12 protein-coding genes are annotated in these 12,196 nt (G+C 65.6%); all 12 read right to left on the bottom strand.

Going from position 1 to position 12,196, the window contains the following annotated elements; translation table 11 throughout:
- Nucleotides 1-26: 26 nt before the first annotated feature.
- Nucleotides 27-1,508 (bottom strand): Do family serine endopeptidase, encoded by a 1,482-nt coding sequence (locus ACQ5ID_RS05865; RefSeq protein WP_429911525.1) that lies wholly within the window; start codon nt 1,506-1,508, stop codon nt 27-29.
- 138 nt (nt 1,509-1,646) lie between these two features.
- The gene (locus ACQ5ID_RS05860) at nt 1,647-2,861 is read right to left on the bottom strand and encodes a bifunctional alpha/beta hydrolase/OsmC family protein (protein ID WP_429911524.1); all 1,215 of its coding nucleotides are present in this window, start codon (nt 2,859-2,861) and stop codon (nt 1,647-1,649) included.
- A 55-nt stretch (nt 2,862-2,916) separates the two neighbouring features.
- Entirely contained in the window at nt 2,917-3,288 is a 372-nt protein-coding gene (locus tag ACQ5ID_RS05855; RefSeq protein ID WP_429911523.1) for a cytochrome c-type biogenesis protein, read from the bottom strand.
- Nucleotides 3,285-5,213 (bottom strand): heme lyase CcmF/NrfE family subunit, encoded by a 1,929-nt coding sequence (locus ACQ5ID_RS05850; RefSeq protein ID WP_429911522.1) that lies wholly within the window; start codon nt 5,211-5,213, stop codon nt 3,285-3,287. Before ACQ5ID_RS05850 ends, ACQ5ID_RS05855 begins: the two co-directional genes overlap by 4 nt.
- The gene (gene ccmE, locus ACQ5ID_RS05845) at nt 5,210-5,707 is read right to left on the bottom strand and encodes a cytochrome c maturation protein CcmE (RefSeq protein WP_429911521.1); all 498 of its coding nucleotides are present in this window, start codon (nt 5,705-5,707) and stop codon (nt 5,210-5,212) included. Before ccmE ends, ACQ5ID_RS05850 begins: the two co-directional genes overlap by 4 nt.
- Entirely contained in the window at nt 5,704-6,660 is a 957-nt protein-coding gene (locus ACQ5ID_RS05840) for a tetratricopeptide repeat protein (RefSeq protein ID WP_429911520.1), read from the bottom strand. The genes ccmE and ACQ5ID_RS05840 overlap by 4 nt, the downstream gene beginning before the upstream one ends.
- Nucleotides 6,657-7,307: a DUF938 domain-containing protein gene (locus tag ACQ5ID_RS05835; protein WP_429911519.1), complete on the bottom strand. Its 651-nt coding sequence runs from the start codon at nt 7,305-7,307 to the stop codon at nt 6,657-6,659. Before ACQ5ID_RS05835 ends, ACQ5ID_RS05840 begins: the two co-directional genes overlap by 4 nt.
- Before the next feature lie 40 nt (nt 7,308-7,347).
- Nucleotides 7,348-8,685: a hypothetical protein gene (locus ACQ5ID_RS05830; protein ID WP_429911518.1), complete on the bottom strand. Its 1,338-nt coding sequence runs from the start codon at nt 8,683-8,685 to the stop codon at nt 7,348-7,350.
- A gap of 48 nt (nt 8,686-8,733) precedes the next feature.
- Nucleotides 8,734-10,155 carry an ATP-binding protein gene (locus ACQ5ID_RS05825; protein ID WP_429911517.1) on the bottom strand — a complete coding sequence of 474 codons (1,422 nt, stop codon included), beginning with the start codon at nt 10,153-10,155 and terminating at the stop codon, nt 8,734-8,736.
- Entirely contained in the window at nt 10,152-10,838 is a 687-nt protein-coding gene (locus ACQ5ID_RS05820) for a response regulator transcription factor (RefSeq protein ID WP_371395020.1), read from the bottom strand. Before ACQ5ID_RS05820 ends, ACQ5ID_RS05825 begins: the two co-directional genes overlap by 4 nt.
- 31 nt (nt 10,839-10,869) lie before the next feature.
- A complete protein-coding gene (locus tag ACQ5ID_RS05815) occupies nt 10,870-11,196 on the bottom strand; it encodes a PepSY domain-containing protein (RefSeq protein WP_371395021.1) in 327 nt (108 codons plus the stop codon).
- A 90-nt stretch (nt 11,197-11,286) separates the two neighbouring features.
- Entirely contained in the window at nt 11,287-12,189 is a 903-nt protein-coding gene (locus ACQ5ID_RS05810; RefSeq protein ID WP_429911516.1) for a DnaJ C-terminal domain-containing protein, read from the bottom strand.
- Between the last annotated feature and the right edge of the window lie 7 nt (nt 12,190-12,196).

The raw sequence follows: 12,196 nt of genomic DNA, 5'->3' as shown, positions 1-12,196 counted from the left end.
CTCCCGATCCGATGTTTCAACGCGCCCTATTCGGCATCGAGCCGGAGCGCGACATAGCGCACCCCGCCCTGCTGGCGGGCCACCAGCACAAGCACGGCATTGCGATTGCTTTCACGCGCAGCCGCCACGGCCGCCCGCAATTCGTCGACCGTGCGTACATCACGTCCGCCTGCTTCCAGGATGACATCGCCATTGCGGATATCGCGGCGTGACGCCTCGGAGTCCGAACGCACGCTGTTCACCAGAAGGCCACGATTGCCGCTGGCACCGACGCGCTCACGCGCGGCGTCATCAGCCGGAGTGAGATTCATGCCGAACACCTCATTGCGCGAGGGCTGAACCTCAGGGCTGGTGGAGGCGGTACCGGCATCCGGACGCTCTGACAGGCGCACGCGGATGGTGCGCTCACGGCCATCGCGGATGATGCGCAGTTCCACGCGCTCACCGGGCGCCACTGCGCCGATGCGCTGGAACAGCTCGCGCTGCTCGTTCACCGTCTGGCCGTCAATGCGGATAATGACATCGCCATTTTGCAGGCCAGCGTCCGCCGCCGGGGTTCCGGCGATGACTTCGGCCACCAGTACGCCGCGCCGGTCACGCGGCAGGCCAAGGCTTTCAGCAAGGTCTGCGGTCAGCGATTGCGGCGCGATACCCAGATAGCCGCGGCGCACTTCGCCGCCCTGGATCAGCTGGTCCACAACCGACGCCGCCAGATCTGAAGGGATGGCAAAGCCGATACCGACATTGCCGCCGGTCGGCGAGAAGATCGCAGAGTTCACGCCGACCACATTGCCATGCAGGTCAAACGCCGGACCACCCGAATTGCCCCGGTTGATAGGCGCATCGATCTGCAGGAAATTCGTGTAGAGCTGGGTGTTGCCCAGGGGGCGGCCAATTGCGGAGACGATACCGGCCGTTGCCGTGCCGCCCAGGCCAAACGGATTGCCGACCGCGACGACCCAGTCGCCCACGCGGATGGACGGGGTGCGATCAAGGTTCACATAGGCAAATTCGCGGTCCGAACCATTGACGCGCAGCAGGGCGATGTCGGTGGCCGCATCACGCCCCACGACTTCGGCGGGAAACTCCGATCCGTCCACCAGCGTGACCGTAATCTCGGTGGATCCGGAGATGACGTGCTCGTTCGTCACCAGCAGGCCATCAGCGGAGATGAAGAAGCCTGAGCCTTGCGAGCGGCGCTCACGCGGCTGGGCTGGTCCGCCCTGCCCGCCAAAGCGCTCGAAAAACTCGCGGAACTGCGGCGGAATGTCGGACAGGTCCGGCACGCCGCGCGGATCAACACTGCCCGCCGCTTCAATCGATACAACTGCCGGGCTGACCCGCTCGATCAGGTCAGCAAAGGACATCGGCGTGCCCGGCGGCATGGATTCAGCGCTTCTGGCCGTCTGTGCCGATGCGCCTGGAGCCAGCTGCGGCGGCATGAGGCAGACACTGCCCGCAAGCAGGGCGGGGATCAGAAGCGAACGGAAGGCGCGCGGTGACAACATGAGAAATCCTCTGGCGGCTGGGTGTGGTTTGACTCCGCTTGCAAGGGCGGAGCCAGATCGTCCCTGACCGCGTTCATGGCGTGGTCAGGCTCTACGCTCTATTACCAAATGGTGACGAAGCTGTAATGATAAAGAGGGTCAGGTCTCGTCATCCGCATAGGCGGTGTCGATATGGGAGCTGCGTTCCAGCGTCCGGTGAACCGGGCATTTGTTCGCAATTTCGACGAGCTTTTCCGACTGCTCTGCGCTCAGCCCGCCTTCAACCGAGATCGTACGGGTAAACACATCGCGCGGCGGCTGACCATCTTCGGCATCGCCTTTGGCGTGGGTCACGTGGGTCGTGATACGCCCCAACGCCCAGTCCTTCCGGTCTGTATACATCCGCAAGGTGATGGTGGTGCAGGCTGCCAGCGCGGTTGAGAGAAGCTGATAGGGAGCCGGACCCGCATCAAACCCGCCAAGATCCTCCGGCTCATCCACCAGAAAGCGCGCTTCGCCGGTTGAAGCCCAGCTCAGGTACGCGCCCTTGCCGGTCTCCTGTACGAGGGCTGAATTATTACCCGGCGGCGAGGCTGGCGCGGCAGGCAGCGGATCGTTCAGCGCGTAGCGCTCCGCCCAGGCGGCGATGACCTTGGCCGCATGGGCGGCGTGGGCCGCGCCGCTCAGCAGATGATCGCCATCATCAAGACTGAGGAAGCTCTTGGGGTGTTTCGCGGCGACGAAGAGGCGCGTGGCGTTGTCGATGCCCACCGTCTCATCGCGCGGCGCATGCGCGACCAGCAGGGCCGCTTTCAGGCTTTTGGCCGCCTCCAGCACGTTCTGCCCGGCAATGTCATCGAGAAATTGCTTGCGGATGGTGAAGGGCCGCCCGGCGAGCTGGACGCGCGCCTCCCCGCTCTGGCGTATGGTGTCCACATCGTCGGCGAACTGCTTTTCGACATGGGCCGCATCAGCGGGTGCGCCGATGGTCACCACCGCCTTTACTTCAGGGATTTTTGCCGCCGCAACCAGCACCGCCGCACCGCCCAGAGAATGACCGATCAGGATGGAGGGCGCTTCATAGTGCTCGCGCAAATGATCGGCAGCACGCAGCAGGTCGTCGATGTTGGAGGAGAAATTGGTGTTGGCAAACTCGCCGTCGGAATGGCCAAGCCCGGTAAAGTCAAAGCGCAGGACCGCGATGCCATGTCCGGCCAGCTCGCGCGCCACCCGCGTGGCCGCCAGCGTATCCTTGGAGCAGGAAAAGCAATGCGCAAACAGGGCGTAGCCGCGCGGCGGCGGCTTGGGCCGGTCGAGCCTTGCCGCCAGCATTGCGCCCTGACTGCCCGCAAACTCCAGCTTTTCAGACCGCATCGTGCCGCTCCCGTTATTGCCCTGACGCGCGGAGTGTCCGGCAAGCGGCGGGCGCTTACAAGCTGTCCTTACGCGCCTTGCGGCGCATGCTGGTGAACAATAGCGCGCCGCCCAGCGCGAGGAAGATCAAGGGCGCCAGCCAGAGCGGCAGAGTGCGCACCTCCATGGGCGGGCGCATCAGCACTTCATGGCCGAAACGCGCCACCAGCGCGGTGCGCACGGCCTCGTCCTCACGCCCTGCGGCAATTTCCTCGCGGATGAAGCGGCGCATGTCTCCCGCCATGGGCGCACTGGAATCCAGCACCGACTCGCCCGCGCACACCATGCAGCGCACCTCGCGCATCAGACCTTGCGCGCGCGCCTCGTCAGCCGGTGCCAGTTCGGGCGAAGCCTGCAGGGCCAGAGCCATCAGGAGCGCGGCAATCATGGCTGCACCGTGCGCTGGCGGCGGGTGAGTACTTGCGCGGTGAGCGCTGAAAAACCGCCCAGCACGATCAGGGTCGCGCCAAGGCCCAGCATCCAGACCAGTGGATGGAAGGCGGCGCGGATTTCATAGGCCGCACTGCCATCCTCACGCGGGCGCGCCTCCCCGATGGAGACATAGAGATCGCCTCTCAGCGATGAGCCGAGCCCCACTTCGCGGGTATGCTGGTCAGCGGCCCAGTAGAAGCGGCGCTCCGGGCTGATCGTGCCGCCACCGGACACCGACAGGGTGGCGCGGTCGGCCAGATAGTTGGGACCATCGGCGCGGCGCACATCGGTGAGCGTCAGAGTGCGCCCGGCAATCTCGATGCTCTCTCCGCTTCCCAGCGCGCTGTTCACATCCGGCGGGCGCGAGGCATCAGCGGCAGCGCCCAGCGCGATGAAGCCCACCCCGGCATGCGCCATGGCCCGTCCGGCCGTGGCAAATTTCAGCACGCGCGTCTGTGCCAGCGGCAGCGATCTGAACGCGTCCATCGCGGCCCCCGCCATCACCCATACGCCCAGCGCCCCGCCAATCACGGCCAGCACCGGCGCGCCAAACCAGATGAGCGCGATACCCGCAAGCGCAACCGGCAGAAGAAGGACGGCCGCCCGCATCTGTTTCAGAGCCGGTTTCGCGCCCCCGTTTGACCAGGGCAGGAAGGGTGCAATCGGTACCAGCAGGAGGGCAAGGATCAGCAAAGGCGTCGCCGCCGCATCAAAATAGGGCGGGCCGACAGATACCGGCGCACCGCCCAGCATCTCCACAAACAGGGGATAGAGCGTGCCGACCAGCACCACGCCCGAAGCCGCCGCGAGAAGCAGGTTATTGGCCCCGATGAAGGCTTCGCGGCTGGTCGGCTCAAAGCCTTCGCCCTCGCCCAGATGACCGGCGCGCAGCGCAAAAAGGCCAAAGCCCGCGACAGCCGACACGCCCAGCATGCCGAGAATCCAGACGCCACGTTCAGGATCGAGCGCGAAGGCATGCACAGACGTGATAACGCCGGAGCGGACCAGAAACGCGCCAAGGATCGACAGGACATAGGCCAGAAGCGCGAGGAACACCGTCCAGCCGGGGAAGGCCCCGCGCTTCTCCGTGGCGATGACCGAGTGAACCAGAGCGGCCCCCAGCAGCCACGGCATGAAGCTGGCGTTTTCCACCGGGTCCCAGAACCACCATCCGCCCCAGCCCAGCTCGTAATAGGCCCACCAGGCCCCCAGCGAGATACCCGCCGTCAGGCTGGTCCACGCGCCAATCGCCCAGGGGCGCAGCGCGCGGGCAATGTCGCGCCCGGATGTTTTCTGGATCAGTCCGGCCGCCGCGATGGCAAATGCCGCCGACAGGCCGACATAGCCCAGGTAGAGAAGCGGGGGGTGAAAGGCGAGCGCGGGGTCCTGCAGGATCGGATTGAGGTCACGGCCCTGCAATGGGGCCGGATCAAGCCGGTCAAACGGGTTGGAGGCAAACACCAGAAAGGCAAAGAACAGGCTTTGCAGCAGGCCCTGCAGGCTGACAGCGCGCGCGCGCAGCGCGGGGTCGGTCGGCCCCACCCGCGTCAGGCCATAGCCAAACAGCGCCAGAATGAGACACCAGAGCAGCATCGAGCCTTCATGCCCGCCCCAGGCGGCCGTGATCTTGTAGAAAAGCGGCTTGTCGACATGGGAATGCCCGGCGACATAGGCGACCGAGAAATCGGACTGGATGAAGGTGACAATCAGCAGCGCAAAGCCGAACGCCGAGGCAAGAAGCGCCGCGAGGCTGGCCGTGCGCCCGGCAGCAGCATAAGGCGAGCGTCCGCCCTGACTGGCACCAACCCAGCTCAAGACCATCTGCGCCAGTGAGACGATCAGGGCCAGCGCGATCAGAAAACGGCCAAGTTCTGCAATCATGTACGGTCTTGCCCGATCCGCGCCTGCCCCAGCGACCAGGCATCGCGCCCTGTCGCACCGGGCAGGCTGCCTTGCGCCTCGGCGCTGGCAAGAGCCGAAGCGACCTCTGGCGGCATGTAGGCTTCATCATGCTTGGCCAGCACGCGGCTGGCGACAAACAGGCCGGTTTCGGCAAACGCGCCTTCGGCAACAATGCCCTGCCCCTCGCGGAACAGGTCAGGCAGCGATCCGGCATAGGTGATGCGGATATCGGCAATGGTGTCGGTCACGGAAAAGCTGGCGCCGCCCGATGCCGGGCGCTCCACCGATCCTTCAATCACCAGACCGCCCACGCGGATGCGCTGGCCGGGCAGTGGCGGCGCTTCGGCCACCATGGCGGGGGAATGGAAAAACGTCATCGCATCGCGCAGGGCAAAGCCTGCCAGCAGGCCCGCAGCCACCAGTACGCCGGCAGATGCCAGCACGACCCATAGACGTTTGCGCGCCTTGATCACTCGGTTTCACCTTCTGCTTCAGCGTCCAGACCGCCCGCGCGCTCCAGCGCGTCGAGAATAGCGCCGGTACCGGCATCACCGCCAGAGCGGGCGCGGGCCTCGGCAATCGCGGCGCGGGCGCCATCGCGGTCTTCGCGGACCGCCCGCACGCGCGCCAGCACCATCCAGCGGGTTAGATCATCCGGATAAGCTTCAAGTCCAGCCTCCAGCCCTGCGACCATTCGTGCCACCATCGCATCGGGGCTTTCATCGGGGTCAAGCGCATCGGGGTCCATCATCTGCGGGCCGCCAGCCGGGCGCGACAGCAGATCAGCGGCGCGCACCGCGATGGCCTGGCGGAAAGGGTCATCCTCCGGCAGGCGGCCTACGATGCCCGCCCAGTGACCCAGCGCGGCCTCACGATCACCCGCATCATAGGCAGCTGCGCCCATGAAGAAGGCCGGTTCGGGCAAGGTCTCGTCCAGCTCCATCGCCGCCGCAAAGGCGCGCTCGGCCTCTGGCGTGACCGTGCCTTCATTGAGGTTCACCAGCGCCTGACCGAGATCGGAAAACACCCGCGCATCTTCGCGTACACGCGCTGAGCGCTCCAGCATGGCAATGGCTTCCAGATGACGCCCGTCAAACGCCAGAAAGCGGCCGAGCATGGCCAGCGCTTCGGGATTGCCCGGTTCACGCCGCACAATGGCGCGCAGGCGTTCCTCCTGCTCTTCTGCCGTCAGGTCTTCGGGCGGCAACTCTGCCAGCCGGGCTTCGGTAGCCGCATAGGGCTGACCTTCAAGGCCGGGCTGGCCGCCCACCAGATAGGCACCCAGCGCCGCTATGGCGAGCACGGCCATCACACCGAACGCCACCAGCCGGTGCATCGGACCGGCAGCGCCACGCGCCAGCGGCGAGGCAATCCACAGCGCCACACCGACGCCAAGCGCCGCAATAATCAGCGTCAGGGCGATCATGGCGCACCTTTCCGGAAAACAAGGGTGAGATTATTGGCCGGCATGGCCAGGCGCTGCGCCAGAACAAGGCCATGGCGCGCCATCAGCGCCGCGACATCATCCAGCGCCCGGACGCCCCAGCGCGGATCACGCGATTTCAGGCTGGCATCGAAAGCCAGATTTGACGGCGCGGTCGCCTCGCCTTCGAGAAACGGCCCGTACAGGATGAGATAACCGCCCTCGTCCAGCAGCGCCGCGCCGCCCTCGGCAAGCCCTTCGGCGGCCTGCCACGGCGCGATGTGGATCATGTTGGCGCAGAACACCGCAGACACCGGACGCGGCACGGCCCGCCACCAGCCTGAATGCTGCGTGTCCAGATCGAGCGCGCTCGCCATTCGCCCGGCGGCTTCACTCGCCCAGTCATCAATGCTGGCGCGCGAGGCGGGATCGGGGTCGCTCGGCTGCCAGCGCAGATCAGCGCGCGCCGACAGGCAGGCCAGAGCATGCTCGCCGGTACCGCTGGCAATCTCCAGCACGGCCGCATCTTGCGGCAAAACCTGCGCCAGCGTGGCCGCGATGATTTCGCGATTGCGCGCTGCACTCGGAGAACTCAGGCGCGCGCCGGTCTGGCCGCGATTCTCAAGAGCGATGGGAGATGAGCCGGTCATGGCGTCTACATAGGCCGCCAGCCGTTCGGGATAAAGCCATTCACGCCGCGCGCGCTGCGGCGGCGCGCCGCAGGAACACAGCAGCGCTTTCCTGCTGGCCCATGGCCGTCATCAGCCGGGCAATGACCGCAGCGCGCTCTGTCAGGGCATCATCACCCTGACCGCCCCGCATCTGCGCGAGCACCGCTCCGGACGCCATATCAAGCCGCTGGTTCATCCGGTCGAGCACCCCGGCATGAGCGCCGCCCACCGCCGCGCGTGAGGCATCATCGCGCGTCAGCCGCAAGAATGTGCAGAACACTTCCATTCGCGTGGCCGCGCTCTCCAGCGCATCGCCTGAGAGTATGAGCCGCGCAGGCAGCGCCTTGTGGGGGTCGGGGACGGTCTTGTCGAGCTGGGCAAGAGCCGCCGCATGGATAGCCTCCATCTGCGCAGACGCACGCTGGCGCAATGCCATGATCTGGCGTCCCCAGCCGCCATCCTTGCGGATACCGATTTCGCGGCTCATCCCCACGGTCACGGTCGCAAACTGGGTCAGGGCTGTGGCCATTTCCTGGGCGGCCTCGTTACTGGCCGGAATGTCGGCAAAGGCGCTGACATAATAGGCCGCGTCTTCCAGCAGCGCGTCGCCAATCGTGGACACATCCGTGCGCGAGAGCAGGAAATCATCATCGCGCCGGGCAATTTTCTCGAACACGCGCAGGATCGCCCAGGGGCGCACCAGGCGCGCCATCACGAGATAGAGAAACCAGACGCCCGCATCGGGATCGGCGGCGCAGGCAGCGTCATAGCGGTCGCGCAGGGTTTGGGACAGGCCGTCATCAAGTTCGGCAATACTGGGGGGAATATCGGCCATCGCTTTGCGCAAGACAGGCGTGGCCCGCAAAATGGCCGCCAGATCACGCACTGCCCGGAAATCACTCACCCCAAGCCGGTGGCGCAGCTGCTTTGTCGCGCGCGGATCATCACGCAGCTCATCAATCGCTGCCAGGATACGCTTTGAGGCATCGGCCCGGAGCGCGTCTTCTGTCTTTTCGTCCGGCGGCATGAGCGGGTTTGCGCAGTATTTTCGCATCGCCGCCGTTATGTCCGGCGCGAGCGTCTCGTCCATCCAGCTCCAGACGGTCGCAAGCATGGCAGGGGGAATGTGAGCCAGTGACGGGCGGGCATGGGCCGGATCAAGGCTCAAAGGGGCGAGCGGCGCGAAAAACCGTTCGCGCGTATAGACTTCCGGCTTTCGTGAGCACGCATGCAGAAGCTCGCCCATCGTCTCATCACCGGCCCTTGCCGTCTCGACAATGCGGGCGGCGAACGCCGCAGGCAGCGCGCTCATCAGAGCACGCAGCTGGGCGATCTTGGCAGGTGTGAGCGTCGTCATGAATGCGGCCGCGACGGTAAATCCGGGTTCCAGCGTCACATTTTGCGGTTAATGGCGCGTTTCCCCTGTGCGGATCACGCCGGGCAGGACCAGCCTGGCGTCCAGTCCGCCCAGCGGGCTGACCTCCAATGCCAGTGACCCGCCATAGGCTTTCACCAGATCGCTGACAATCGCCAGGCCAAAGCCGGTGCCGGGAGCCTGCTCGTCAAGCCGGACACCCCGGCCCAGAACCTGTTCGCGCGCCTGCGGGTCAAGCCCCGGCCCGTCATCCTCTACACTCAGTAAAACCGCGCCCTCCGCGCCGGTGCTGGCACTTATCTGCACGCGGCTTGCCGCCCATTTGCAGGCATTGTCGACAAGATTGCCGATAAGGTCCTCAAGGTCCTGACGTTCGCCCCGGAACACCGGATTGGCCTCGACAGTCCAGTCCAGCGTGATGTCCCGGCGGGCGTAGATACGGCGCAGGGTCCGCCCCAGATCCTCGATCACCTCGCCTACCGGTGTGCGCGCGCCAATGGCCTTGGCGTTGGCGGCGGCTCTGGCGCGCCGCAAATGGTGTTCAACCTGCCCGGTCATCGCATCGGTCTGGCGGCGGACAAGATCGCCCAGCCGGGTGTCATCACCGCGCGCCTCGTTGGACAGCACGGTGATCGGTGTCTTGAGTGCATGAGCGAGATTGCCGACATGGGTGCGCGCGCGCTCGACCACCTCTCTGGAATGATCGATAAGCGCGTTGAGTTCATTGGCCAGCGGCATCATTTCCGATGGGTACTGACCTGAAATCCTGTGCGTTTCGCCATCGCGCACGCGGGCCACGGCGCGCCGCAGTTTGAGCACTGGCGACAGGCCGACGCGCACCTGCACCACCACGCCGACCGCCAGCAGGATCGCGAAACCAGCAAGCAGGCCGGCTGCAACGAGGCCAAATGTCCAGACGCGCCTGTCGGACGGGCGCCTGTCTTCGGCGGCGATAATTATCACCGGCCCATCCAGTCCGGGCAGGACGACCGCCCGCGCTGACAGACGCAAGGGCTCTCCGTCCGGTCCTTCGGCATTGCCGGCCACAGCCTGTCCGCTCGCCGCAACGGCCGCGCTACGCAGTCTTTCGGAAAGAATGATGGTTTCATCCCACAGAGAGCGGGAGCGCTCGATGGGATCGGCATCGGCGGGCGCATTGGCGTGGCTTACCTGCCAGTAGCGGCCGGAAAACACCTGGCCAAAGCGCGGATCAAGCAGATCGCGCGTCAGCACCACACCGCCATCGGGTGTCGCCTCCAGCTGGATCAGCAGAAACTCGGCGATATTGGCCTGCCGGTTATCGAGATCGGTCAGCACGGTCTGGCGGAACACCGCCGTCAGCGACACCGCGCCAACGGTCAGCAGGATCAGTCCCCAGCTGAGCGCAAGAAGGCTCAGCCGCCTGAGCAGCGACCCGCGTTCGATCAGCGTGTCACTGCTTTCAGCGCTCACCCCGCCTTGGCCCGCGTATCCGCGCCGGGCGCGACCAGCCGGTAGCCCAGCCCGCGCACCGTCTCGATGCGCTCTGTTCCGATCTTCTTGCGCAGACGGCCGACAAACACCTCGATCGTATTGGAATCACGGTCGAAATCCTGATCGTAAATGTGCTCGACCAGCTCGGTGCGCGAGATCACCCGCTCGCGGTGATGGATCATGTAGGAGAGGATGCGAAACTCGTGCGAGGTCAGCTTGACCAGTTGGTCGCCGACAAACACCCGCGCACCGCGCGTATCCACCGACAGATCACCCATCTCGATGGTTGATGTCGCGTGGCCGGCCGCACGCCGGGTCAGGGCGCGCAGCCGCGCCAGCAATTCTTCCGGGTGGAAGGGCTTGGTCAGATAATCGTCCGCGCCTGCGTCAAACCCGGCCACCTTTTCGCTCCAGCGGTCGCGGGCGGTCAGGATCAGCACCGGAAAGTCGCGGCCCGCCGAGCGCCAGCGCTCCAGCACACTCACGCCATCAAGGCGCGGCAGGCCAAGGTCGAGCACAACGGCGTCATAGGGTTCGGTATCGCCCATGAACCAGCCCTCCTCGCCATCGCCTGCCTCATCCACGGCATAGCCGGAATGGTCCAGCACGTCTTTGAGCTGGCGGCGCAGATCGGGATCGTCTTCAACTATCAGGGCGCGCATCAGACACACTCCGTTGAGAAAAGTACTGGCATCACATCACCCGGCCACTGGCGGCATCAACGCGCACGTCGATCCGGCGGCCCTCCTGGGTGAGTATCTTCACGATGTAAAAAGGCGAGCCGGAGCGAACCAGTTCCACATCAAGCACCTGCGCGCCCGGATAGCGGCGGCGCACATTGTCCACCGCGACGCGGGCCGGCACGACATTGCCGGACTGGCTCTGGCTGCGGGCCTCGTCTGCGGAATAGCGTGAACGCGGGTCAAACGCCTGCGCTTCAGCGGCCACCTCGGTGGCACGCGCATCTGCCGCCACCAGGGCGGTCAGGCAGATCAGGAGAAGGGCGTAGCGTTTCATCATGCCGACATGTTTCGCACCGGAGCGCTGAACCTTATCTGAACGACCGTGTCATTCTGCAGACATGCAGGCGACGGGCCAAGCACGCATACATTAGCTTTTTAAACGCCGCCTGGGATCATATCCCGTCGGCGGGCGCCAGCTTTCTGCAAATTCTTCCAGCGCGGGGTCGCCTGACGGCAGATCGATCATCAGCCGGATAAGCTGATCGCCGCGCTGGCCGCCGCTTTTGGGCGCGCCGCGTCCTTTCAGGCGCAGGACAGAGCCTGAACTGGTACCGGAGGGGATACGCACCTCCACATCGCCATCCAGCGTGGGCGCGCGCACCTTCCCGCCCAGCACCGCCTCTTTCAGCGATATGGGAAGATCAAGGCGGATATCATCCCCCTCACGGCGAAAATGGGGATGGGGGGCGACTTTTATCTCGACCAGCAGCGCGCCGGGTGGTCCACCCGATAGCGAGCCATGGCCCTGCCCTTTCAGGCGCAGCACCTGCCCGTCATTGACGCCCGCCGGGATGGTCACATCCAGCGCCCGTCCGCCGGGCAGCGACAGGCGTTTTTTCGTGCCCAGCACCGCTTCAGGCAGGGTGATGCGCACTTGTGTGCGCAGATCAGCGCCCTTTTCGGCAGCCGGGCGGCGGCGCTGCGCCCCGGCATTCTGGGCGGCGAACAGATCAGCAAAGATGTCGCCCAGATCCTCAAACCGCCCTTGCGGCCCGCGCTGGCCGGGACCGCCACCGGGGCGCGAGCGGTAATGGAAGTGCGGGCGTTCCTGGCCCTGCCCGTCCACCTCGCCCCGGTCGAAGCGCGCACGCTGTTCAGGATCGGACAAGAGCTTGAAGGCTTGCGTCACCTGCTTGAAGCGTTCCTCGGCCGCCTTGTCGCCGGGGCGCGCATCAGGGTGCAGCTCTTTGGCCAGCTTTCGGTAAGCCTTGCGGATCTCGTCCGCCGGGGCACGTTCCGAAACGCCCAGAATCGCATACGGGTTCATCATGGTGCAG

Source organism: Glycocaulis sp. (assembly GCF_050485565.1).
In the GTDB taxonomy this organism is placed as follows: Bacteria; Pseudomonadota; Alphaproteobacteria; order Caulobacterales; family Maricaulaceae; genus Glycocaulis.
The sequence above is the reverse complement of the archived record's forward strand: the minus strand, read 5'-3'. Positions and strand labels throughout refer to the sequence as shown.

Coding starts and splice junctions, on each gene's coding strand:
- ACQ5ID_RS05865 (WP_429911525.1), bottom strand. CDS start 1,508: ATGTTGTCACCGCGCGCCTTCCGTTCGCTTCTGATCCCCGCCCTGCTT.
- ACQ5ID_RS05860 (WP_429911524.1), bottom strand. CDS start 2,861: ATGCGGTCTGAAAAGCTGGAGTTTGCGGGCAGTCAGGGCGCAATGCTG.
- ACQ5ID_RS05855 (WP_429911523.1), bottom strand. CDS start 3,288: ATGATTGCCGCGCTCCTGATGGCTCTGGCCCTGCAGGCTTCGCCCGAA.
- ACQ5ID_RS05850 (WP_429911522.1), bottom strand. CDS start 5,213: ATGATTGCAGAACTTGGCCGTTTTCTGATCGCGCTGGCCCTGATCGTC.
- ACQ5ID_RS05840 (WP_429911520.1), bottom strand. CDS start 6,660: ATGATCGCCCTGACGCTGATTATTGCGGCGCTTGGCGTCGGTGTGGCG.
- ACQ5ID_RS05835 (WP_429911519.1), bottom strand. CDS start 7,307: ATGACCGGCTCATCTCCCATCGCTCTTGAGAATCGCGGCCAGACCGGC.
- ACQ5ID_RS05830 (WP_429911518.1), bottom strand. CDS start 8,685: ATGACGACGCTCACACCTGCCAAGATCGCCCAGCTGCGTGCTCTGATG.
- ACQ5ID_RS05820 (WP_371395020.1), bottom strand. CDS start 10,838: ATGCGCGCCCTGATAGTTGAAGACGATCCCGATCTGCGCCGCCAGCTC.
- ACQ5ID_RS05815 (WP_371395021.1), bottom strand. CDS start 11,196: ATGATGAAACGCTACGCCCTTCTCCTGATCTGCCTGACCGCCCTGGTG.
- ACQ5ID_RS05810 (WP_429911516.1), bottom strand. CDS start 12,189: ATGATGAACCCGTATGCGATTCTGGGCGTTTCGGAACGTGCCCCGGCG.